Here is a 24,931-nt window from a genome sequence, read left to right as displayed (position 1 = left end):
ATGATAATTCAATTTACTAACAAGGTGGCATAAGTATTGCTATATATAAAAGCGGGATAACTAATAATTCACTATTTAGGGGGTATATAAAATGAATTTTAAGCTTACAACTGAGCAGGAAATGATAAAAAATATGGTTAGAGAATTTACTGAAAAGGAAGTAGCACCTTACGATGGAGAAATGGATAAAAAGGGAGAATTTCCTTGGCATATTATCGACAAGATGAGAGAAAACGATATATTCGGTATTCCTTTTCCTGAAGAGTATGGCGGTGCTGGAGCAGATGCAATTTGTGAAGCAATTACTTTAGAAGAACTTGGTCGCGGAAGTGCCAGTGTTGCAATCACTTTAGATGCACATATGCTTTGTGCTAACCCTATGCATCTTTTTGGAACAGAGGAGCAAAAGAAAAAATATCTCCCTGACTTAGTATCTGGTAAAAAACTTGGAGCTTTCGGCTTAACAGAACCTTGTGCTGGCTCCGATGCTGCCGGAATACAAACTATGGCTAAACTTGAAGAAGATCATTATGTTTTAAATGGACGTAAGGCATGGATAACTAATTTCAGTGTTGCTGATGTTTATATAATAGCTGCTAAAACAAACCCTGATGCAGGAGTGAAGGGAATTAGTGCTTTTATAGTTGAAAAAGGAACTCCTGGCTTTATTATCGGTGATAAGGAAGACAAAATGGGAGTAAGAGGCTCAGATACTGGAGAATTAATATTTGATAACTGTAAGATACCAAAGGAAAATCTTTTAGGTTCAGAAGGTCAGGGCTTTAAAATAGCTATGATAGCATTAGACTCTGGAAGAATGGGTGTTGGCGCCTTTGGAGTAGGTATTGCTCAGCATGCCATGGAGGAAGCTATAAAATACGCAAATCAAAGAACAGCCTTTGGAAAGAATATAGGAAAATTCCAGGCAATTCAGTTTATGATTGCAGACATGGCTACAGAAATTGCTGCAGCAAGAAATCTAGTATATGCAGCAGCCTTTAAAAGAGATTGTAAGGAAAGGTTCTCCTTAGAAGCAGCTATGGCTAAATTATACTCCGCTGAGGCTGCAATGAAGATTACTAAAAACGCTATTCAAGTCTTCGGTGGATATGGCTATAGCAGAGAATATCCTGTAGAAAGACTTTTGAGGGATGCTAAGATTCTTGAAATTGGCGAAGGTACATCAGAAATCTTAAGAATGGTTATTGGCGGAAGCATGGTTAAGTAAAAACTTCAAAAGGAGAGGAGGTACTATAGCTTTGAATATAGTTGTGTGCATAAAACAAGTTCCAGATTCTATGGAAGTAAAAATAAATCCAAAGACAAATAACCTAGACAGAGAGGGCATTAAAAGTGTAATGAATCCCTTTGATAAAAACGCCTTAGAGGAAGCTTTAAGAATTAAAGAAAGTCACGGAGGTAAAGTCACTGTAATTAGTATGGGACCTCCTCAAACAGAGAGCATTTTAAGAGAAGCACTGGCTATGGGCTGTGACGAAGCAGTACTTTTAAGCGACAGAGCCTTCGCCGGTGCAGATACTATAGCAACCAGCTGTGTTCTAGCAAGGGCAATTGAAAAATTACAGGATAAAACAGACATTATATTCTGCGGCAAACAAGCAGTAGACGCAGACACTGGACAGGTAGGCCCTGGTATAGCTGAAAGACTTCAAATTGCTCAAATTACCTTTGTAGAAAAGGAAGAAATATTAGGTAATAAAATACAGGCTAGAAGAGAACTTGAAGATGGTTATGAAATAGTTGAGGCTTATCTGCCAGTGCTGATAACTATTACAGATAAGATAAATACACCTAGATATACAAAACCAATAAACATTATGAAAGCTGCTAAAAAGAAAATTACAGTTTGGAACTTAAAAGACCTGGATCTGCCAGAAGAAAAAGTAGGGCAAAACGGATCACCTACTCAAGTATGCAGACTTTATATACCACAGCCTAAGGGAAAAGCAGAAATATTTGAAGGAGAAGCAGAAGCCTTATGCGATAAACTCCTCCAAAAATTAATAAAGGATAAAGTGATTTAATAAGGAGGTTGGCCCTAATGATAAATGAATATAAAGGCATATGGGTTTTTGCAGAGCAAAGAGAAGGTAAGCTTCAAGAGGTAACCCTTGAACTGCTAGGTAAATCTAGAATAATGGCAGACAAAATAAAGGATAAGGTAACTGCCTTGCTGCTAGGAGAAAATGTATCCCATTTATCTGATGAGTTAATTTCCTATGGAGCAGATTCTGTGGTTATTGTAGAAGATAGCAGCCTAAAAGCCTACCAGACAAATGCTTATACTTCAGCAATTCGTCAAATCGTTAATAAACATAAACCATCTATTTTGCTTTTCGGAGCTACTACTATAGGAAGAGACCTAGCTCCTAGACTTTCTACTAGGCTAGAGACTGGACTTTCTGCTGACTGTATAGACTTGGAAATAGATAAGGACGGTATCTTAATTCAAACTAAACCATCCTTCGGCGGAAACATTATGGTAGAGATTATTTGCCCTAATCGCAGACCTCAAATGGCTACTGTAAGGCCTAAGGTACTGGGAACACCAGAGAAAGATTTAAAACGAAAAGGCTCCAAAGTCTTTGAGACTGTATCTATAAATCCTACTGATCTTCTCACAGCACTGATTAAATCAGTAAAAGAAACTACCTCCGCTGAGAGGATTGAAGATGCTTCTATCGTTGTAGCTGGCGGCAGAGGTATGCAGAATAAGGAGAATTTCGACAAGCTATATCCACTAGCTGACGTACTAGGAGCTATGGTTGGAGGTACAAGACCTGCTGTAAATGAAGGTTGGATTGGCGAAGATAAACAAATAGGACAAAGCGGTAAAACAATTTCTCCAAAACTTATGATTTGTTGTGGTGTCGGTGGTGCAGTTCAGTATCTTGTAGGTATGCAAACTGCTGAAACAGTTATCGCAATAAATAAGGATCCTAATGCTGCTATATTTAATTATGCCGACTACGGTATTGTAGGAGACTGCAGCGAGATTATTCCTATTTTAACAGAAAAGTTAAGGAGTTTGCTGAGAAAGTAGGACGTTGTTATTTATCAAAAATATTTAAACAACTAACCTTCCTATAGGGCGAAAACCCTATCTGAATTCTAAGAATTTTGTTTGTAAATTTATATAAGAAGCTGATATTAAGTTTTATAAGGGGGATATAAAAATGCCTGAAATTTTAAGTATGGAAGAAGCTCTAAAGAAATATGTTAAAAATGGCTCAAGTGTTATGATTGGGGGATTTTTAGGTTGTAACACTCCATTAATGGCTGTAGATAAGCTAGTAGAGCTAGGAATAAAGGATTTAACAGTTTTATCTGCAGTAAACTCCTTTCCTGGTGGTGGATGTGAAATAGGCTTACTTTTCGATAAGGGATTAGTTAAGAAATTTGTAGGTTCTCATATAGGAACTAACCCTACTGCAGTTAAACAGTATATGGCAGGTAATCTTGAAGTAGAATATTATCCTCAAGGCAGCTTTATAGAAAAGGTTCGCTGTGCTGCCGCTGGGCTTGGCGGAGTCTTAACTCCTACTGGACTTGGAACACTGCTTGAGGAAGGCAAAGAAAAAATAACTGTAGCTGGAAAAGAATACTTGCTCGAAACTCCTCTAACAGCGGATGTTGCTATAATCAAAGCTCAAAAGGCAGACAAAATGGGCAACTTAGTTTACAGCGGAACACCAAATACTAACCCTATAATGGCAGGCGCTGCAGCGGCTACAATTGTTGAAGTTGAAGAAATAGTTGAAACTGGCACTATTAATCCAGAAGATGTAGGTACTCCAGGAATTTTTATTGATGCTATCTGCGTAGGCTACTCCTTTGAACAGTATCGTGAGAAGATGAGAGCAATGTGTAATAATATAGGCGGTTTAAAATAAAGGGGGTATCATAATGGATATGAAAAATAGAATAGCAAAAAGAGCTGCTCAAGAATTTAAAGACGGTATGGTAGTTAACTTAGGCTTCGGTGTTCCAGTTTTAGCAGGAAACTATATTCCTGAAGGAGTAAAGGTTATCCTTCAATCAGAAAATGGAATTTTAAACTTCGGTGCTAACGCTAAAAAAGGCGAAGATAACCCATTCATCTGTGGTGCTGGTGGCCCACCATTAACTACATTACCAGGCTGCTCTATATTTGATTTAGCTACCTCTTTCCTAATTATAAGAGGCGGACATGTAGACATGACAATACTAGGTGCTCTAGAGGTTGACCAGGAAGGAAATATAGCAAACTGGGCAATACCTTATGGCAACGGAAAATATGGTCCAGGAGTTGGCGGTGCTATGGACTTGCTTGTAGGTGCTAAGAAGGTTGTAGCTACTATGACCCATACCGCAAAGGATGGTTCTTCTAAAATCTTAAAGAAATGCGCCCTTCCTCTTTCTGCAGCTAAAGCAGTAAACTTGATTATTACAGAACTGGCAGTTATGGAAGTTACCGATAAGGGACTAGTTCTAAGAGAAATAGCTCAAGGCACTACTCTAGAGGAAGTTATTAAAAAAACTGATGCTGAATTAGTTGTTCCAGAAGACTTGAAGGTAAGCGACATTCTATAGGGACAGTTCACAACTTTTCAACAGCTTACAACAGACTCTTACATGGGGACAGTTCACAACTTTTCAACAGCTTAGGGGACAGTCTACAATTATTCCACATTACAAATAGGGTTTATTTTTAATTATGCTAGCGAAAAATTGTGAACTGTCCCCTTTATATGTGGAATAATTGTGAACTGTCCCTAACTTTTTCTTATTTTGCTATTGACTTCATTACATCTTTCTAATATAATAAATCTTGTCGATGAAGATATGCTGAAGTGGCGGAACTGGCAGACGCACAGGACTTAAAATCCTGCGGGCCTTAAAACCCGTACCGGTTCGATTCCGGTCTTCAGCACCAAAAGATGAGATATTTTATATCTCATCTTTTTTTATTTTTATTTAATTAAAAAATATCTTAATATGGACTTTATATACATGTATATGCTCTGCCTCTTATCTTCAAGCTAAACTTGCCTATCAGTGATATGGCAGTATTTAAGAGCTAGTTCAACTACATTCTTGCTTCACTTTTAAATCATAGTGTGGAGGTAAAGGTATATAATTAAGGATACAATACCTAAAATCATCCTTAATACTCTACTTTTTTTGTCTATCACTATCTCAATAAATAATACCCCTGCCACTAGAATCCATATTCTCTCAATGAAAAACAACCCTAAAAGGGTCAGAATGGAAAACCCAAATATGGGAGTGACTAAAAATAGTGATATTATAAAAATCCCACCTAAAAAGATAAGTCTTATTCTAAGAGAATACTGTTTATAATAGGAAATTGCTATGAAGCATATAATAGTACACAAAACTATCCATTGAATAATCATATATAATTCCTCCATTTTGCTGAAATGACGGTGCCATTTAGTAGTTATAATACTTAATATACTGCACTATATTAACGCTACTTTATTCTATTAATTATGCTATTGACACATTTTTATTGGCAGTATTTATATAACAGAAATTTTTATGGTGCTAAAAACAGGTATATAGATAGAGGTGTAGCGTGTAGAAGGCTTCTAATAAGCGATTAGAAACTTTCTACACACTACACCTCTATTTAACCCACTGATATTTAGTGTCTTAAAGGATTTGCTACACAATATTGTACAAAATCCTACACTGTTATCACCTTTGTAAAAGCTAAAACAAGTATTATTATACCAATAAATATTCTATAAATAGCAAATATCCTCATTGGTTTTCTCTTTAAGAAATTTAGAAACTTTTCAACAACTACTAATGCTACTAGAAAGGATACAACAAAACCTACTACTAGCGCGATGATTTGCGTAGTATCCATTGCAATTTTTACTTTTAACAATGAATATCCAGAAGCAGCTACCATCGTCGGTAAAGCTAAGAAAAAGGAGAACTCAGCTGCTGCAAAGTTATTTAATCCACTTATCCAAGCACCCATTATAGTAGATGCAGATCTTGACATTCCCGGCCATAGTGCAAGACACTGGAAACATCCTATTTTAAAAGCTTGTACCAAGTTTACATCATCTATACTTCTAGTTTTGTTTCCTCTTCTAAATTTATTCTCCATGAATATCATTACAAATCCACCAATTACAAGAGCAAAGGCTACTGTAACAGCATTAAATAGCTTTGCCTTTATAAGATCATCAAGTAAAAGTCCTACTACAGCTGATGGTATAAAAGCTACGATAACATTAAGCCATAGCTTAAAGCCCCACTTGCCTGGTGCAAGATTTTTTAATGAGTTAAATATTTTATTCCAGTATAAAACTACGATTGCAAGTATAGCTCCAAGTTGGATTACTATTTCAAACATATCAACATACTCTTTTGGATATGCTGGAGCTTGAAAGTTAATTAAGTTACCTACTATAATCATATGTCCTGTAGAAGATACTGGTAGAAACTCTGTTATTCCTTCCACTATACCAATTATAGCTGCTTTAAGCATAAGTATTATTTCCATTATTCACACTCACTCTCTTATTTCATTTTATAGCACAATTTTTATTATACTATTTTTAACAATAGCAATACAATATGTAATTGTTATATAGATTCCCTCACCTTATAAGCGGCTTAGTTTTTCTTAAAACACAATGTACCAAATACCTCATATTTATCAGTATTAACCTTGGTAAAGTTAACACTGATAAGAGACATCTGGTACTGTGTCCTAAAATAGCTGATACAATGACATAGGCAGAGGCTAAACCTCTGCTTGTATGCATATTCTTATCTTTTCAATTCTTTTTTCCTTAAGCTCTTCAATATTAAATATAAAGTTTTCATATTCTATATTTTCTTCTTCAGCACTTTCAGGTATACGTCCAAGAAGGTCGATTATAAATCCGCTTATAGTATCGTAACCCTCATTTTCAATATTAGTATGGAAATACTCATTAAAATCATTAATTGAAAGCATACCATCTATTAAAAAAGTAGCATCATCTACTTTATTTATTTCTGGTTCGTCATCATCATATTCATCCTCAATATTTCCCATAACCTCTTCTATAAGGTCTTCTATAGATACTATTCCTGAAAAGCCTCCGTATTCGTCTATCAATATTGCTAAGTGATTTTTAGACTCTTGAAGTTCTTTAAACAACTCATCTATATTTTTTGTTTCTGGAACAAAATATGGTACATGTAATATTCCTTTGATGTCCACATTTTCAAAACCATGTTTTCTAGCTTCAACAAAGAAATCTTTCATATAAAGAATACCTATAATGTTATCACTATCTCCTTCATACACAGGTACTCTTGAATATCTTTCTTCTATCAATTCATCTAAATATTCATTTAATGGTTTTTCTATATCAATTAAATATACATCAGTTCTTGGTGTCATAACCTCATAGGCCAACTTATCGTCGAACTCAAATATACTATTTATCATTTCTTTTTCAGTTTCATTTATTACTCCATGTTCCTGTCCAACTTCCACCATAGACTTAATTTCCTCTTTTGACACCTTTTCATCCAGACCTTCTTTATCTAGACCTGATAAATTCACCAAAATATTAGTTGATGATGAAAGTAGTCTTACAAAGGGTACAGTTATTTTAGAGATATATGCTATAGGTTTTACAGAAAACATTGCAATTGCCTCTGCCTTCTGCAGTGCTACTCTCTTTGGAAATAGTTCTCCAAATACCAATGTTATATAAGATAGTATTATAGTTACTGTTATTAGGGCTATTTGTCCACTATACGGTATGCCAAAACCATTTAAGTAATGGGCAAAGTCATCTGATAGCCCGGTAGCGGCAGAAGCACTTGAGAAAAATCCAGCAAGGGTTATACCTACCTGTATAGTAGATAAAAACTTAGTTGGCTCTTCCATAAGCTTTATTAAGAGCTGTGCTTTTTTATTTCCTTCTTCTGCTAGAAGTTTTATCTTGTTCTTGTTTAACGATACTATAGCCATTTCTGCTGATGCAAAGAATGCATTAATTAATGTTAAAACAGCTATTAGAATCAGCTGGGAAGTTATATTCCCCGGCTCAGGTTCTGATTGCATTAATAATTCCTCCTAAATATTTAAAATATATCATTATAATAATACCATAAATCCTATGCTTATTTATGTATAAATCAATATTTTAACTATTTATTAATATTTAATTTCTTCATTGTATATATTACATATATTTTTTTTACCGCTATACTTAATACAACAAATAGTGGAATTCCCACAAAGGCCCCTAGAATTCCAAATAAAGTTACGCTTATAATTACTATTAAAATTACTGCTAAGGGATGTACATTTAGCTTGTTTCCAATAATATTAGGAGTTATCAAATTCCCTTCTACTTGCTGTACAACCAGAGATACTATTATAATCTTTAGTATCATTGCCCAGTTTATGGTTAAAGCGATAAACAATGCCGGTATTATACCTAAAAAAGGTCCTATAAATGGTATAATAGAAGTTATCATAGAAAAAAAGGCCATTAATAGAGCATTAGGCATTCCAATAATTAGATATCCAATATACATTAAAACACCAATTATCACTGCCACCATTAATTGCCCTGATATGTAAATAGATAGTACACTGTCTATTTGAATAAACATATCCCTTATCTGATTTCTATAATTTACAGGAACTACTTGCATAGACCACTCTGCAAATTTTTTGTCCTCTTTTAAAAAATAAAATAGAATAAAAGGCACTAGTATAACTTGGGTTCCTATACTTCCTATTTGAGAGAATATTCCTACTGCACTTCCACCTATCTTTACTATTGCTTCCCTTGAAGTTTCTAGTAAATTCTGAGTAAACTGGAACTGGGATAGTACTCCACCTAACTTGTTATCTACTGTGGTAAGATAATTACGAACAGAATCCATGTTATAAGAAAAGGATCCTGTGAACTCCTTCTTTACCGCTACACCACCAAAAACTATTACTGTGAATAAAGCAGATATAAATATTAGCATAGTTAAAATTATTAGGATACTCTTATTTTTATTCTTACTTTCAAGCTTTTTTATTACAGGTCTTAATGCATAATATAGGAATAATGATATCACCATAGGTATAAGCAGTACATTTATGACGCTTTTTAAAGGTGTCAGTACATAACTCACTTTATTTAAAAGTATAACTATCACCAATAGCAAACTAATATTAAGCAATATTATGGTATGTTTGTTAATATTCAAATAAAATCTCCTCCAAATTGTTATTAATCATATTATTAACAATTTGGAGGAGATTTAATCTGTATTAAGCTATATTTTTTAGTTGATTTAAGCCTTCTATTATTTTACTTATGTGATAATTAAATACTATATTATTAATATCATCACCGCTCTTTTCAACATCTATATCACATTGAAAAAGCTCTTTTACCTTTATATAATTTTCCTCATTTAAACTATAACCCTTTTCCAGAGATTCAGTTATTTTTAAATGCATGTATATATCTTTACAAACCTCAATACTGTTCTTTATCCTGTCCATACCTAGTACTTCCTGTTTTTTTATTCTCAACTCTGATAAGCATATTTTAAGAATCTCCTCAAGCTTTGAAATCTCATCATTCATACTTTGTAAGTCAATTTCCTTATTGTTGCAAAGTTTATCTTGTACAAAGGTAAATATCCTGTCGACTATAGCAATACGGGCTTCATAGACCTTGCCGATATATTCTGGCGGAGATATGAAATAGTTAACTAAAACTGCTACTATAATACCTAAAAAGGTATCAAAGGTCCTATTTAAACTGTAGGCAACTGGTCCTCTATCCTGTAGACTCAGCATAATTACAAGGAATACTGTACAGGATATGGTTACGGACTTCTTCCAGTTAAAAAAGTTGCAAATGTATATTATTATAATAATTCCTATTCCTGAAAGAGCCGTGTTTCCTGGACTTATAATAGCAAATATAAGCCCGATAAACGCACCTACTATTGTTCCAAGCATTCTGTTTTTCCCAGCTTTAAAGGAATCTGAAACTGAATTTTGCATGGCCATTACTGCTGCTACTGCTGCATAAAAAATATAATCACTATTAAAGAACTTGGACAACTCTACACAAATTGACACTGAAATTGCGGTTTTTATCGTCCTCATCCCAATCTTCCCTAACTTCATCATAGCACCTACCTTAAAGAAACCTGACTTATTTTCATTATCTAAAGTTTTATTTTAACATATTCTACTAGCAGCTACTACATTTTAAAGAAAAAACCTCGTTTTCTTTAGTTTCTACGAAAACGAAGTTTTTTAATAACTTACATATTTATTTTAAAATCCTGTCTACAGATAGTTAACAGTTTTCGTTCTTGGTGCTGCTTTAAATATTTCTTCTGGTACCGTATTAAATTTCTTAAAGTTATCATTAAATTTATCTGCAAGTTCGTAAGCTTTAACATCGTAAGCTTCTTTATCTTCCCAAGTATTTTTAGGATTTAATAACTCAGATGGTACTCCTGGACATTCTTCTGGCATCAATATTTTAAATACTGGATGCTCAACATAATTAATATCCTTTAGCTTACCTTCTAAGGCTGCCTTAACCATAGCTCTTGTGTAAGAAAGCTTTATTCTGCTTCCCTTACCATATCCACCACTTAACCAGCCTGTGTTAACAAGATAAACTTCTGTATTGTATTTATCTATTTTTTCTCCAAGAAGCTCAGCGTATACTGTTGGGTTCATAAGCATGAAAGGCTCTCCAAAGCAAGCTGAGAAAGTAGCTTTAGGCTCTGTTATACCTCTCTCTGTTCCTGCAACTTTACTTGTATATCCTGACATAAAATGGTACATAGCTGCTTCCTTAGAAAGCTTGGATATAGGTGGCATTACACCAAAAGCATCTGCTGTTAAGAATATTATTGTGTTCGGGTTTCCACCAGTTCCACTTTTCTCTATATTTTCTATATATTCAAGAGGGTATGCCGCTCTTGTATTTTCCGTATATTTATTGCTATCATAATCTGGCTTTCTATTGCTATGAAGCTCAACATTTTCTAGTATTGTACCAAATTTTATAGCATTATAGATTTCTTTTTCCTTGTCCTTATCAAGCTTTATAGCCTTTGCATAGCATCCGCCTTCAAAGTTGAATACACCATTGTCACTCCAGCCGTGTTCATCATCACCAATTAGGTTTCTTTCAGGATCAGCAGATAGAGTAGTCTTTCCAGTTCCTGACAATCCAAAGAATACTGCAGTGTTTCCGTCAGCTCCTATATTAGCTGAGCAGTGCATTGGCATAACTCCTTTTTCTGGAAGTAAGAAGTTCATTACTGAGAATACAGATTTCTTTATTTCTCCTGAGTACTGGGTTCCACCAATTAATACAATTTTTTTATCAAAATTCACTATAATAAATGCTTCGGAGTTTATTCCATCTTCTGCTCCCTTTGCCTTAAAGCCTGGTGCAGCAATAATATTAAATCCTGGAGCAAAGTCCATAAGCTCTACAACACTTGGTCTTCTAAACAACTGGTTTGAAAATAAGGCCTGTGAAGCTCTTTCGCACACTACTCTTATAGGCAAAGTATATTCCTTAGCAGCGCCTACAAAGCCATCAAATACAAATAGGTCCTTTTCCTTTAGGTACTCAGTAACCTGATTATACAAATTATTGAATACCTTTTCATCTGTAGGTAGGTTTACTGTTCCCCAATTTATTTTATCTTCAGTGCTTTTTTGCTTTACTATAAATCTATCTTTAGGAGATCTTCCTGTGTATTTTCCTGTATATACCACTAAAGCTCCCTTATCCGATAATACGCCTTCTCCTCTTTTAACAGCAAACTCTGTTAACTCAGCTACGGATAAGTTTCTATACAAATTTTTATAATCATTAATATTTAAGTAATCTAAGCTAATATTCATTATTTACCCCCCTAGTAGTCTATACTTATATATTACAACATTGAGGGAAAAATGCAAGAAAAATTTTATTTTCAACCTAATTTGCCGTCATTTCCTTTTCCAACTTTCAATGATATATCACATTGCCACGTATTTACCTTAATAATGCTATACTTTTTGTTATGTGATACATTATTTTTGCAATTTTTTCTCATTGTGACTTGCAAAGCTAGTATGTTAATTAATTTTTTATATTTAATATCTGTGATAATACTTAAAAATTTAATACATTAAAGTCTCATTAACCGGTGAAAAGGTATACATTATTCCTTAATGATAAAAGGTAACAAATTATTAATATTCCTCCTGTTGTTTATTAACATATTTTATGCTAATATCTTTTAGGCATGAATTTTAAATTTCAAAATTAATATTTGTTACGGGAGGGTTATCAAGGTGAAAAATAGAATTACAGAGTACTTTTTAATTATACTTGGAAGCGTTATTTCAGCTTTTACTACATATGCATTTATGATTCCTAGTGGAATAGGTAGTGGCGGAGTTACTGGTATAGCACTTTCTCTAAATCACTTATTTGGTGCTAAAGTTGGACTGACTACTATTTTAATTAATGTTCCTTTATTTATTTTTGGTTACAGGCTTTTAGGAAGAAAGTTTACAATAAGAAGTGTTTTCGTGGTATTTGTGAGTTCCATACTGTTAGATAACATGAATTTATTATTTAAACTACCTGCTCTTGAAGACAGATTACTTTCATCTATATTCTGTGGAGTACTTTTTGGTGTGGCAGCCTCTTTAATATTTATTGCTAAAGGCTCCACTGGTGGTCTAGATATATCTGCTAAGATAATAAATAACAAGTTTAAGTCCTTACAGCTTTCACAATTGTTATTAATCGAAGACATTATAGTTTATATTTTAGTAGGAATTGTAATGGGTCCAAGCTCCGTTATGTATGCTCTTATAATGAGTTTCGTAAGAACAAAAACTATGGATGCCATTCAAGAGGGACTTGCTTCTTCAAGACAGTGCGTAATAATCTGTGAGAATTCAGAAGTTATGATAAATGAAATTAAAACTAGACTTGTAAGAGGTGTTACTGTTTTAGATGCCGTTGGTGGATATTCTAGTGGCAGTAAAAAGTTTATATATTTAGTTATTCAAAAAAATCAGCTTAACACATTAAGATCCATTGTAGGTGAAATTGAGCCAAACTCCTTTGTAACCATATCTCCAGTAAATACTATCATAGGTAATTTTACAAACAGAGCTTTAACTGTTCAGTAGATTTGAATATATTAAACATATTTAGTGCCTTTTCCAAGGTGGTATATAACTGACCAGTAGTTTTGATATACTAAAATAGTAATATAACTTTTAAATAAAAAAGCCCTTTACTTTAATAAAAAGTGAAGAGCTTTTTTATTATGTATTAATTCCAATAATACTTCATTCTTAAGATGCCTTTTTCGATACCATAGTTTCTTCCTGTCTTACTAAGTGTATCGCATAAAATATGAGTACAGCTCCTAGAATCTGTGTTAGTGATACCCCCTCCTTTAAGAATATAAAGGACACTATTATAGAAGTTGGAATCTCTAGGTTACTTATTATGGAAACCTTAAGTGCTCCTATATGGTATATCGCTTCATACAATAAGGTAAGAGGTATTATTTCACATATAATTGCAAGTATAGTTGTGTATAATAAGCCTTCAAGCTTTATTTCTCCAGTAAATAAAATTTTAGGTGGCTGATATAAAATTAATATCAGTAAAGAAAATAAGGTAGAATAAGCATTAATAGACAGAGAATCTACATTATCTAATTTCTTTTCTGTATACAAATTCATGAAGGCATAGAAAACTGCGCTTAATAGCCCAAATATTAATCCCTTTATAGAATATTGAAATCCGCCAGATAAAATATTTAACGTCAAAACACAGCCTAGAAAGGCTGCTGCTATAGCCATAATCTTTTTTCCATTTATATTTTGCTTTTCAAATACTACAGAATAAATAAAAACCATTATTGGATATGTAAATAAAAGCATTGTCACCATAGCCACTGGTAAATATTCAAAGGCCATGTAATAAAATATGGTCATAAAGGTATTCCCCACTCCACCCAGTACTGCCATATTTAATAGTTGCTTTTTAGTTACCTGGAGCTTTTTTCTATCCTTTAAAACCGCAGTTAAAAACATTAATGATACTGCTATTATGTACTGAACTGTAAGCAAGCTTACAGAGTCAAGACCTGTGTTATGGCCAAGCTTTACAAATATCCCTGCTGTTCCGAAAAGAACAGCAGACACTATAGAATAAATATATCCTTTTTTCAGAGTAATCACGTCCTTAGTCCTTTATATTTAAGGTAAATGTAGTGTTGAAAGTATCCTTTTTAATTTATCAGGATAGTTAGTAATTATACCATTTACCCCTAAGTTTATCATACTTATCATGTCCTTTTCTTCGTTAACAGTGTACACATTTATAGGAATACCTTTTTCTGTCGTTCCTTTAACAATGTTATCATGGTAAAGAGTTGAAAAGTCTGGATGAAGTGCATCAGCTCCTACATATTCTGCATATTTCTCTGGCCTGTATAATATTTCGCTATATAAAAGCCCTGTTTTTATACTATTGTCTATTTTCTTACACCTAACCATTGAATAGTGATTGAAGGATGATAGTATACAATTATTCTCCATCTTATATTTGTATATTCTGTCTATAACTATTTCTTCCAGTGATGGATATTGTATTATACTATTTTTTAGTTCTATATTTATTAGTATGTTTTTATCTTTAGCAAAGTCTAAAAGCTCATCTAAAGTCGGTATTCTACAGCCTTTAAATTTTCTATCCCTCTTTATACCTGCATCTAGTTTAGAAAGTTCTTTATAAGTATAGTCTTTTATGAAACCCTTTCCTGTAGTAGTTCTGTCTAAGGCCTCATCATGGCATAGAACTGGTATACAGTCTTTGGTAAGCTGTACATCTGTTTCCACACCATCACATTGTATCTCAACTGCTTTCCTAAATGCAAGCATCGTATTTTCAGGGTAAATACCACTGAAGCCTCTGTGGGCTATGTTCAAAACCTTTTTCATCTAATCATCTCCTTTGGGGACGGTTCACAACTATTCTACACTTCTTGGGGACAGTCTGCAATTATTCAACCTTTAATAGGGGACGGTCTACAACTATTTTAGTAATTATAACCCCTCCCCTAATATATGTATTGTTAAAAAGTTGTGAACTGTCCCCCGTTACTCCCATGTTGAAAAATTGTGAACTGTCCCCATTTATCCCCATTTATCTTGAATAATTGTGAACCGTCCCCATTTATTTTGTTGATGTAAAAAAAGTTATAATGTATTATAATATTTAAGTATCGTGATTAGTTTGTACAATCTATCTGTTATTTATAAAAAGGTGGTGTGGAAAATTAATATCAAATCTTTTTTTAGTATATTAATTTCAAAGTTAGTAATAAAATTGTCTAGAGCCTTGTTTAAAGGTGGAAGTAATTTTCCTGGAAAGGTTGCTTTAAAATTAGATAGGGATATTTTAAAGACGGTATGCAAAGATTACAAGGTGCTTCTTGTAACAGGCACCAACGGAAAAACTACAACCACAAGTATGATATATAATATGCTTAAGGACAGCGGAAAATACGTTATAACAAATAATACAGGTGCTAATATGCTTCCTGGAATAGTTTCTTGTTTTGTAGAGAATTTCTCTTTTAGCAGATGTTCTGAGACAAAATATGCTGTTATTGAATGTGATGAAGCTAATGTGCAGTTTTTTACTGAATACGTAACTCCAGAGGTAATAACTATTACAAATCTTTTTAGAGATCAGCTAGACAGGTATGGTGAAGTTTATACTACTCTTAAGAAGATTCTTCAGGGTGTAGAAAAGGTTCCTCTATCAAATTTAGTTTTAAATGGCGATGAATCCCTTTTAGGAGATTTAGGACTGCCAAATAGAACTATTTACTACGGCTTTAATACTTCTCTAGATAACAATAAAGTTTTAGATTTAAATGCAGATGCGAAATTCTGTAAAAAGTGTAAAAGCCCTTATCAATACAACTATCTTACATATAATCATCTAGGGGATTTCTACTGCGAAGACTGCGGATATAAGAGACCGGAACTTGATTATACTGTAGACGAAATTAAAGAGCAAACTCCTGAAGGCTCTCTTGTTGCCATAAATGGAAAGGAATATTACATAAACCAACCTGGAACTTACAATATATATAATGCTCTATGCGCATATTCTGTATCTAAGGTTTGTGGCGTTGAGAACGAAGTTATAGCTAACTCTCTAAAGAGTCAGCAAAGCAGCTTTGGAAGACAAGAGAACATAAACATAGAGGGTAAGGATGTAAAAATAATCCTAGTTAAAAATCCTGCAGGATATGACCAGGCTATAAATACTATAAGCCTAGATAAAAGAACCTTCGATTTGGCAGTATTATTGAACGATAACTATGCCGATGGAAGAGATGTATCCTGGATTTGGGATGTTAACTTTGAAAAGCTCAGCTCTCTTAGTATTGAAAAAATAATGGTAGCTGGAATAAGACTTTATGATATGGCTACAAGACTTAAAGTTGCTGGTCTTCCTTCTGAAAAGTTTACAATTTGCGAGGAATACGAAAAATTACTTGAGGAAATTAAAGGTTGTGAAACAGATAAAGTTTATATACTTGCTACTTATACTGCTATGATAAACTTTAGAAAATTCCTTAATAGTAAAGGATATATAAAAAAATTATGGTAAAGGGGTGCCGTTAAAATGGAACTTAACATATGTCATTTATACCCTGACTTGTTAAATGTATATGGTGACTTAGGCAATATTCTTATTTTAAAATATAGAGCTGAACAAAGGGGAATAAAGGTCAACGTATTCAACGTGTCCTTAGGAGATCCCTTTGACTCAGATCAGTATGATATAACCTTTTTCGGCGGCGGTCAGGACTATGAGCAATCTATAGTATCTGAAGACCTAGACAAAAACAAAAAAGAAGGAATAACAGAGTATATTGAAAAAGGAAAGGTATTCCTAAGCATATGTGGAGGATATCAATTATTAGGAAAGTATTACACCACTCCTGACGGTGAAAAGCTAGATGGCCTTGGAATACTGGATATATATACAGAAGGTGGAGATACACGTTTCATTGGAAACACTGTAATTCACAATGAAGAATTTAACGAAACTTATGTAGGCTTTGAAAACCACTCTGGAAGAACTTATATTGGAGATTTAAAGCCTCTTGGTAAGGTAATCGCCGGTTACGGTAATAATGGTGAAGACGGCTACGAAGGTTGTATATTTAAAAATTGTTTCTGTACTTATTTTCACGGCTCTCTTCTCTCTAAAAATCCAGAGCTAGCTGACAGACTTATAACTACTGCTTTAACCAGCAAGTATGAGGAAGTAAACCTATCACCTTTAGATGACAGCTTAGAACTTAGAGCAAAGGAATTTATTATCAAAAGAGAAAGCAAAAAGAAGGATTCTTAGAACCCTTCTCTTGTCGCTTAGTAAATAAAAGGGAAAACCTCTTAAAAGGTTTTTCTCTTTTTTATTTTCTATTTAATATTCCCATTTTCACCATCTTATCTTCCTCTGATGGTGTTAAATCGTCAAAGGTCCTAAAAACAAAACCTTCCTTTTGAAGGTACTTTATAACTTCTGGAAGAGCTTCTGCAGTAAATTTTTTATAGTAGGTATCATGCATTAAAACCACCGCAAAGTTTTTATCCTTGCACTGACTTATTATGTTATTTTTCACCTTTTCAACAGTAACCTGAGTACTTTCTGCATCTCCAGCACATACATTCCAATCAACATATTTTAAGCCGTTATCATTTAGAGTTTTTTTTATACTTTCTAGGTTACTTTTACTTGTAACCAAGTTGTCAGAACCACCAGGTAACCTTATATAGGAGATAGGCTCTCTCCCAGTTACATTTCTTATAACAGTCCTGCACTTTTCAAAGTCCTTAATGTACTCCTCTAAACTTTTGTACATTATCTTATAGTCATGAGAATAAGTATGTATACCTATGCTCATTCCACTTTCACTTAATTCCTTCAACATTTTAGGATTTTCCTCGCTTTTCATTCCCACTATAAAGAAGGTAGCTCTTACATTGTTATCCTTCAAAGTCTTTAATATTTCCTTTGTGTTATTTTCACTAGGACCGTCATCAAAAGTTAGAAATACCTCCTTTGGGTGAATAGCTTTATCCTGTACTTCATTAGAATTGCAAGCTAAGACTTTCTTGTTAACAGTTGAAAAAATCATTAAAGAAAATAGAATTGCACATGCAATAGAAAAATACTTTTTCATAAAGTCACCCTCTTCCGTCATGCTGAATTAATCAAGCTTTTCTATTACATATGTTAACCCTTATTGTTCAAATATATTATAGTAAATAAAAGCACTGATGGAGGAATTGTCCTAACATTAATGGAAATTAATCCTCATATCCCTTTGGGTGAGTTTTGTGCCAATTCCAGGCAGTATCAATTATAGTTTCAAGAGAATTATACTGTGCTTTCCATCCAAGCTCCTTTTTAGCTTTATCAGAGGAGGCTATTAGTACTGCTGGATCTCCTGCCCTTCTCTCTGCAATCTCTGACTTTATTTCCCTGCCTGTAACCTTTCTAGCAACTTCTATAACCTCTTTAACAGAGAAACCTTTTCCGTTTCCAAGATTATACACAGCACTTTCTCCGCCCTTTTCTAATCTTTTTAATGCCAGTAAATGAGCTGAGGCTAAATCTGTAACGTGTACATAGTCTCTTATACAACTTCCATCTTCAGTATTATAATCATTACCATATATCATTATTTTATCCCTTTGTCCCAATGCCACCTGTAGTACTATAGGAATTAAGTGAGTTTCCTGCTTGTGATGCTCTCCTATAGTTCCGCTTACATGGGCTCCAGCTGCATTAAAATATCTCAAAGCAGTATACTTTATACCATAGGCATTATCACACCATTTTAAAATTTTTTCCACTGCAAGCTTTGACTCTCCATAAGGGTTTGTAGGAAAAGTTTTATCACTTTCTATAATAGGAATATTCTCAGGTTCCCCATAGGTAGCTGCTGTAGATGAGAATACTATATACTTTACTCCGTGATCTTTCATAGCGTTTAATAGCCCTATTGTTCCACCAACGTTATTGTCGAAGTATTTTAACGGTTCATTCATACTCTCTCCAACTAAAGAATCTGCTGCAAAATCTATAACTGCATGAATTTTATTTTCACTAAAAACCTTATCTAAAAAAGCTCTATCTCTTAAATCACCAAAATAAAACTTTCCTCCTACTTTATGGACTGCAGCCTCATGACCCTTTTGCAGATTATCTAGTACAACTATATCTTCTCCCTGTTCCTTCAAATAGGCTGCCATGTGGCTTCCTATATATCCAGCGCCGCCGCAAACCAAAATTGCCATGTTTAAGCCCCCCTTTTTTGTTAGTTTATGTTAATTATATCAAATTAAAATTTTATCAACAACTATGTACCCTTTACTGGTAATAAAAAATCACCATCAAAATATATTAATTTGATAGTGATTTTATAAGTTACATCTTCTTTTCCAATTGTATCGCAAAATTAAAATATTTTATAGACTCGTTAATATTTTCCATGCGATGATACATATCTCCCATTTCCATATATCTTTTATAAATCTGACTATTGCTTGCAAACTTAAGAAGGGCATCTAAGGATAAATTCATATACATTTCTGCCGAATTAAGATTGCCTTCCCGCTCCAGTATCAACGCTTTATAATAGTAAGCTCTTTCAACGAATATAATATTATCTAAGGCTATTGCATAATTTAATGCCTCATCGCAAATACCTTGAGCTTTTTCTAATACATCGTTCTCAATAAGCTTATTAATATTAGTAAGCATGAAGCCTACAAGAAGCTCTTTATTATTTCTAGGATAACAATTTAGTGCTCTATTTACGTAATTTATAGCCTTGTCCCTAAGTCCTACACTAAACATAACGGCAGCATAATTGTATATTGCCTGAGCTTTATGCACCTGATCACTTTTATATAATTCATAGGATTTTTGTTCATATTCACTAAACTTATCCCTGTTTCTTCTAAGACAGAGCATAGCAAGCATATGGTAAGCTTCTGCTTTCTTTATATCCGTTTCTATGTAATCCATTAAATCAATAAGCCTTACTGCTATCTCATAAGCTTTATCGTAATCTTCCAACATTAAATAACAAGCCGCTTCATTATAAGTTGACCTAGAAAGAAGACCGTAGTTATCCCTAGATTTAGAGATTTTTCTAACATTGTTATAATAGCTGGCAGCTTGGGAAAATTCTTTAGTACTAAATAAGAATCTAGCTATATCCATATAATATATAGCTGATCTGTCTTCTGTAAAGCACTTTTGTAAGTAATCATAATACTTTGAGATCATAAGATGTATCTTTTCGATTTTGTTTTGGTCAAGATAATAATTAAAAAGTAAATGTATAACCTCGAAGGATAAATCATAATAACAATATTCCTCTATATACTTTAGGTTATACTCTAGTATTTCCTCATATTCCTTTGAATAATGCTGCTTTTTTAGCTCATCAACATTTCTAACTAACTGAGTTCTTATGTCTTGCTTCAAGTAATCTGGATCCACCTGTAGTTTCTCTGCAATAAAATCTAATATCCATTCCTCCGGCTTAATTTTTCCATTTTCTATACAGCTCATCTTCGAAACAGATATCTTTTCTTCACATAAGTCTTTTAAGGTTAATCCCTTATATATCCTTGCCCTTTTAATTTTTTCCCCAGTAGAAAGTATCTCCATAATCCTCACCCTATCCACACATTAAGAATCTTTAAGTAACCCTAGCTTCTTAAACGTTTCCACGCCCTCATTTAGGTATTGAGCTGCCTCTTTATCCCTACCGTTATCTATATAGAACTTTCCAAGCATGATAGATATTTCTGCAGTTTCTTTTATGTAATCCATATTTTTAACGAAGGTTAAAGCTATAATTAGAGTATTTTCAGCTTCTCTAAGATCAGACTGAAGCATGTCCACTCTGTGTTTAAGCAGATAATAATCTATTAATGCTTTGTCAGTACCATCAGTAATGTTGTCCATTATTTCACTAAGAACTATTTTTGCGTTTGTAACATCCTTAAGTTTTATATAATTTTCACAGATACTTACAAGTGTTTCAACTATGCTAGTATCCTTGATTTTCATCCTAAGTTCTTTTGCTTTGTTCAAGTGTACAAAGGACTCCTCAATATTGTCAAATTCACAGAATAACTTACCTAAGCTATTCTCTATTTTGGCAATATTTATCACATCTTCTATCTCTCTGTAAACATTTAAGGTTTTCTTTGAGTATTTAATAGCGTTGTCTACATCGCCTTTTTTATTGTATTCTTCAGACAGAAGCAGAAGAGTCTTTGCATATTCTTTTTTGTTATCCATCTGTCTAAATTTTTCTTTTGCAAGATAAGAATAGTTTATAGCTTTATCTACGTTTTCTAGTTTAAAATATATAGAAGCTATATGATAATATATCTGTCCTAGTAAAAAATCATTTCCTATGTCATTTTCATTATAAACATTCTCCGCTTGCTGAAAATAGCCGGAAGATGAATGATAGGACTTTAATTCCGTAGTGATTTTGCCTAAGTTCATAAAGGTCTTAATAGTATCCTCATAGTTGTTATTCTTTATGAATATAACATTGGCAGAGAGGAAAAACTGCTGCGCCAGCGCATACTCGTCCTTTGACATATATATAATCCCTCTAAGATATAAATTTTTAGCCTTTCTATATTCAAGATTATATCTTTCCGCATAGTATAACGCCTTCTCTATATACTTCTCTCCTTGTCCCAAATCTTCATTGATTATATAAGATTCAGCGATATTTTCAAAGTAAGTGCAGATTTTTTCTGCCTGGGTCTCCTCTGATTCCATAAGATACTCAATTGAAGTATTTAATGATTCTGCTAAATACTCTAATAAGTCCATACTTGGATTTGATTTTCCAGATTCAACAAGGCTAATTTGTCCCGGAGTTATCCTATCTCCTGCTAAATCTTTTAGAGTCATATTAAGTTCTTTTCTTCTTCTTTTTATCTTTTCTCCTAAAGACAGTATTTCCATAACTCACTCTTCCTTTACTACCTACATATTAGATGGATAAAAACTTAACCGTTCGATAAAAATTACTATAGGTTGCTTATTTTATTATAACATATTTTTTTAATCATAATATAAAAATTTTTAATAAAATGTGATATTTTTCATTATATTGGCATTTTCTTCAACAATCTGCCAACACCTACATAATTTTTATATAGAAAAACTGCGTACTTTGGCACTGATAGGATGCTAAAGTACGCAATTTTATAATATATCATAGTTAAATTTTTATCCCATTCTGCCTTTCATTCCATCAAAGGCATCCTCTGCTACATTTTTCATAAACTTTGCTGTTCTTCTTATTTTTCTTTTTGTTGATCTGTCAAGGTCTGGCATCATCATCATTCCAACTGCTGCTCCAACTATAGCTCCTGCTATAAACTTTCCACGCATATTCTAATCACTCCTTTTGCTTTTATACTTCATATATAGAATATGCAATTTTACATTTATTAAACAAAGAAAAATATAACAGCTTCCTTTTTATACAAAATGTTGTATTTTTCTTCGATAGTGTTAATTATAACAACAAATTAAACTACGACGACTTTAGATTATAGTTTTTATTTAATCTAATAAAAAAATAATAAACCTTGTCTTCTCTTCTTCACTTAAGTTTTGTATTAGATCTCTTCCTCTTTCTGGGCTTTTCCTATACTCACTAATGAGATTGCTAAATTGATGATTTATTTCTGAAGTAGTAGTTGCTTTATCCTTTGGTAATGTACTTTCATCACACACTATTATATTTTTCTCTCCCTTAGGAGCTATTTTTAAAATTTCCTCTTTTACATTTTCATTTGATACTTTTAAAGTATTGGTTAGGAGCCATTTTTCTACAACTTTATCTGAGGTCACGGATAGTTTTTCTTTGCACTTTTCATCTACAAGTTCATTAAAAAGATCTCCAGTATGACTATCTACCTTTACAAATATCACTTCAATTCCAGATTTAATTAATTCATTCATCTTATTATAATATTGTATTGAAGACTCCTCTCTTCTCTCCCAAAAGCCTGTAGCATGGTGGCTGATTCCTTCATAATCATGGAATATAACCACTTTTTTATCACCTTTACTTAGCGCATATTGCACCGCTTTAACTGCACCTTCTAATTCTCCTGCTATCTGTCTAATATTTTTTTGAGAGGTGTCCTTAGCTGAACTGCTTTCAATATATTCAATAACATTATTTCTAACTGCTACAACTCCATAGGAGTATTTTTCTGTGCTAATGTTATAGCTTCCATCAACATAAACATGAAGACAATCCTTTGGATAGTTATCTTCTGATTTCTTTAATAACTTGTTTCCATCTTCTAGATACGCCCTAGCTTCATTAATATCTTCAAAACTTTTGTACTTAGCTCCTTTAACGCCCTTTACATATTTCAAACACTCTGCCCAAGTGTTAACTATCTTATTCTCTACTTTTTCATTTTTTTCAAAATTAAAGCCTTCCTTTATTGCATAAACTTTCTTTGCCATAACACTTGCTCCTATCTTCAATATATTTTATATATTAACCCTTTTATCCTCTCTTTCAAATATCTCTTTTATAAAGGACAATAGGGTGTTAACATTTTGACTTCCAACAATCTTAGAGATATGCCTAACTGCAGATTGCGTCAATAATATGATATTTTCTTCTCCTTGCCAATTTTGTAAAATAAGCTCTTTTGGCACTTCATTAATTATAGCATTCAGCCCAAAAAAAGCTATAGCTACATCATCAATTCCTCCTACTAAAGGTATGAAATCTGGAAGAATATCTATGGGACTTGCCAGGTAAGCTATTACTGCTGCTGCCTTTATTTTAACCTTTACACTTACTCTGCTATCTTTAAATAATCTCCAAAACAGTGCAGTTATATCCGGTATAAGCATTGCATATTGGACAACTCTGTCATACTTATCTGGAATCTTACGTAATATTTCTCCCCTAACCTTGCTGTACTCATCCTTAAGGGGTCTCCTTGGGGACGGTTCACAATTTTTCTTCATATTGACTATTGGTTTTCTCTCACAATAGATTACATCCTGCGCTTCTATTTCTATAACGCCTTGGGCTAGTCTTATACCCTTCAGCTTAAAGTAGAAGTACGGTACGAGTTTAGATACAGTATCTAACTCTAAAGTAATAGTATCCTTGTCCACTTTAACTCCATATTCCTGAAATTGACTAAGTATCTTTTTTAGAGCAATATTTTTAATGCCTTTAAATATACCTATTTTAGATACTTTAACGGAAAATAATTTTAAATTTACTATATTTCCATGTATGTTTCCCAAGCCTATCTGAGCTGTAAAAGGAATTGTTACTTTCCTCTTATAACTTCCCTTTACCGTTATGAGTTCCCTTATTTGTATGCTATTTATTACAAGTCCTTCTACGTCTATATAGTCTTCTATTATACTTAATATATCTTCTTCAGTTAGAACCAAATTAGTTGATGAAACCTTCATGTTATCTTGTCCTCCTTTTGTTCCCTGGAAAATTCTTCACTTTATAAATAAAGTATACAACAAATTAGTTTATGTGCAATAAGTATTTAGGGGACGGTTCACAATTATTTAACAGCTTAACTGGGGACAGTCTGCAACTACTCAGCTAATTAAGGCTAGCTAATACTCTTTGGCTGTTTTACTACAGGTGTAGAGGCCAATTTATAAATTTTAGGGGGTAGCTGCTATTGGCAAAATCCAATTATATACATGCAATAAGGACATTC

At 33.2% G+C, this 24,931-nt stretch carries 22 protein-coding genes and 1 tRNA gene; 9 read left to right on the top strand and 14 right to left on the bottom strand.

The features are described 5' to 3' along the window. The first annotated feature begins 91 nt into the window (after positions 1-91). The 6 genes from N4T77_RS17380 (at position 92) to N4T77_RS17355 (ending at position 4,936) form a co-directional block, all read left to right on the top strand. Positions 92-1,228: an acyl-CoA dehydrogenase family protein gene (locus N4T77_RS17380; protein WP_261673117.1), complete on the top strand. Its 1,137-nt coding sequence runs from the start codon at positions 92-94 to the stop codon at positions 1,226-1,228. A gap of 31 nt (positions 1,229-1,259) precedes the next feature. Beyond that, complete coding sequence (locus tag N4T77_RS17375; protein WP_261673116.1) at positions 1,260-2,045, top strand: electron transfer flavoprotein subunit beta/FixA family protein; 786 nt, start codon at positions 1,260-1,262, stop codon at positions 2,043-2,045. Between the two features lie 17 nt (positions 2,046-2,062). Continuing rightward, positions 2,063-3,064: an electron transfer flavoprotein subunit alpha/FixB family protein gene (locus N4T77_RS17370; protein WP_261673115.1), complete on the top strand. Its 1,002-nt coding sequence runs from the start codon at positions 2,063-2,065 to the stop codon at positions 3,062-3,064. A gap of 133 nt (positions 3,065-3,197) precedes the next feature. Next, the gene (locus N4T77_RS17365) at positions 3,198-3,914 is read left to right on the top strand and encodes a CoA transferase subunit A (RefSeq protein WP_261673114.1); all 717 of its coding nucleotides are present in this window, start codon (positions 3,198-3,200) and stop codon (positions 3,912-3,914) included. Between the two features lie 13 nt (positions 3,915-3,927). Beyond that, entirely contained in the window at positions 3,928-4,593 is a 666-nt protein-coding gene (locus tag N4T77_RS17360) for a 3-oxoacid CoA-transferase subunit B (protein WP_261673113.1), read from the top strand. A gap of 254 nt (positions 4,594-4,847) precedes the next feature. After that, a tRNA-Leu gene (locus N4T77_RS17355) sits at positions 4,848-4,936 on the top strand. Positions 4,937-5,713: 777 nt separating this feature from the next. On the opposite strand, the gene N4T77_RS17350 is transcribed toward N4T77_RS17355, so the two are convergent. From N4T77_RS17350 to pckA, 5 genes are all read right to left on the bottom strand, one after another. Continuing rightward, positions 5,714-6,547, bottom strand: coding sequence for an undecaprenyl-diphosphate phosphatase (locus tag N4T77_RS17350; protein WP_261673112.1), 834 nt, complete (start codon positions 6,545-6,547; stop codon positions 5,714-5,716). Between the two features lie 243 nt (positions 6,548-6,790). After that, on the bottom strand, positions 6,791-8,110 hold the full coding sequence (locus tag N4T77_RS17345; RefSeq protein WP_261673111.1) for a hemolysin family protein: 1,320 nt from the start codon (positions 8,108-8,110) through the stop codon (positions 6,791-6,793). Between the two features lie 86 nt (positions 8,111-8,196). After that, positions 8,197-9,258, bottom strand: coding sequence for an AI-2E family transporter (locus N4T77_RS17340; RefSeq protein WP_261673110.1), 1,062 nt, complete (start codon positions 9,256-9,258; stop codon positions 8,197-8,199). Between the two features lie 64 nt (positions 9,259-9,322). Next, positions 9,323-10,174, bottom strand: coding sequence for an aromatic acid exporter family protein (locus N4T77_RS17335; RefSeq protein ID WP_261673109.1), 852 nt, complete (start codon positions 10,172-10,174; stop codon positions 9,323-9,325). Positions 10,175-10,360: 186 nt separating this feature from the next. Continuing rightward, positions 10,361-11,947, bottom strand: coding sequence for a phosphoenolpyruvate carboxykinase (ATP) (gene pckA, locus N4T77_RS17330; RefSeq protein ID WP_261673108.1), 1,587 nt, complete (start codon positions 11,945-11,947; stop codon positions 10,361-10,363). Positions 11,948-12,382: 435 nt separating this feature from the next. Between pckA and N4T77_RS17325 the strand changes: the two genes are divergently transcribed. Further along, positions 12,383-13,234: a YitT family protein gene (locus N4T77_RS17325; RefSeq protein ID WP_261673107.1), complete on the top strand. Its 852-nt coding sequence runs from the start codon at positions 12,383-12,385 to the stop codon at positions 13,232-13,234. Positions 13,235-13,402: 168 nt separating this feature from the next. Here the strand turns inward: N4T77_RS17325 and N4T77_RS17320 are convergent, their stop codons facing one another. Then, entirely contained in the window at positions 13,403-14,299 is an 897-nt protein-coding gene (locus N4T77_RS17320) for a DMT family transporter (RefSeq protein WP_261673106.1), read from the bottom strand. 18 nt (positions 14,300-14,317) lie between these two features. Continuing rightward, entirely contained in the window at positions 14,318-15,061 is a 744-nt protein-coding gene (locus N4T77_RS17315) for a glycerophosphodiester phosphodiesterase (protein ID WP_261673105.1), read from the bottom strand. Between the two features lie 328 nt (positions 15,062-15,389). Here N4T77_RS17315 and N4T77_RS17310 point away from each other — a divergent pair, with 328 nt between their 5' ends. Both N4T77_RS17310 and N4T77_RS17305 read left to right on the top strand, forming a co-directional pair. Then, positions 15,390-16,748 (top strand): Mur ligase family protein, encoded by a 1,359-nt coding sequence (locus tag N4T77_RS17310; RefSeq protein WP_261673137.1) that lies wholly within the window; start codon positions 15,390-15,392, stop codon positions 16,746-16,748. Between the two features lie 15 nt (positions 16,749-16,763). Then, positions 16,764-17,498 (top strand): type 1 glutamine amidotransferase, encoded by a 735-nt coding sequence (locus tag N4T77_RS17305; protein WP_261673104.1) that lies wholly within the window; start codon positions 16,764-16,766, stop codon positions 17,496-17,498. 61 nt (positions 17,499-17,559) lie between these two features. Here N4T77_RS17305 and N4T77_RS17300 read toward each other — a convergent pair whose 3' ends face one another. The 7 genes from N4T77_RS17300 to N4T77_RS17270 all read right to left on the bottom strand — a co-directional run bounded on the left by N4T77_RS17300 (position 17,560) and on the right by N4T77_RS17270 (position 24,665). Next, a complete protein-coding gene (locus tag N4T77_RS17300) occupies positions 17,560-18,330 on the bottom strand; it encodes a polysaccharide deacetylase family protein (protein WP_261673103.1) in 771 nt (256 codons plus the stop codon). Positions 18,331-18,457: 127 nt separating this feature from the next. Further along, the gene (galE, locus tag N4T77_RS17295) at positions 18,458-19,450 is read right to left on the bottom strand and encodes a UDP-glucose 4-epimerase GalE (RefSeq protein WP_261673102.1); all 993 of its coding nucleotides are present in this window, start codon (positions 19,448-19,450) and stop codon (positions 18,458-18,460) included. A 130-nt stretch (positions 19,451-19,580) separates the two neighbouring features. After that, a complete protein-coding gene (locus N4T77_RS17290; protein ID WP_261673101.1) occupies positions 19,581-20,834 on the bottom strand; it encodes a helix-turn-helix domain-containing protein in 1,254 nt (417 codons plus the stop codon). Positions 20,835-20,855: 21 nt separating this feature from the next. Beyond that, complete coding sequence (locus tag N4T77_RS17285; RefSeq protein ID WP_261673100.1) at positions 20,856-22,160, bottom strand: helix-turn-helix domain-containing protein; 1,305 nt, start codon at positions 22,158-22,160, stop codon at positions 20,856-20,858. A gap of 267 nt (positions 22,161-22,427) precedes the next feature. Beyond that, positions 22,428-22,592, bottom strand: a complete 165-nt coding sequence (locus N4T77_RS17280; RefSeq protein ID WP_261673099.1) for a YtxH domain-containing protein — start codon at positions 22,590-22,592, stop codon at positions 22,428-22,430. Positions 22,593-22,766: 174 nt separating this feature from the next. After that, positions 22,767-23,687, bottom strand: a complete 921-nt coding sequence (locus N4T77_RS17275; RefSeq protein WP_261673098.1) for a ribonuclease H family protein — start codon at positions 23,685-23,687, stop codon at positions 22,767-22,769. Between the two features lie 27 nt (positions 23,688-23,714). Then, the gene (locus N4T77_RS17270) at positions 23,715-24,665 is read right to left on the bottom strand and encodes a YkvA family protein (protein ID WP_261673097.1); all 951 of its coding nucleotides are present in this window, start codon (positions 24,663-24,665) and stop codon (positions 23,715-23,717) included. Between the last annotated feature and the right edge of the window lie 266 nt (positions 24,666-24,931).

Source organism: Clostridium sp. CX1 (assembly GCF_025398335.1).
GTDB lineage: Bacteria > Bacillota > Clostridia > Clostridiales > Clostridiaceae > Clostridium_AM > Clostridium_AM tanneri.
This window is presented reverse-complemented; position numbering and strand designations above follow the sequence as displayed.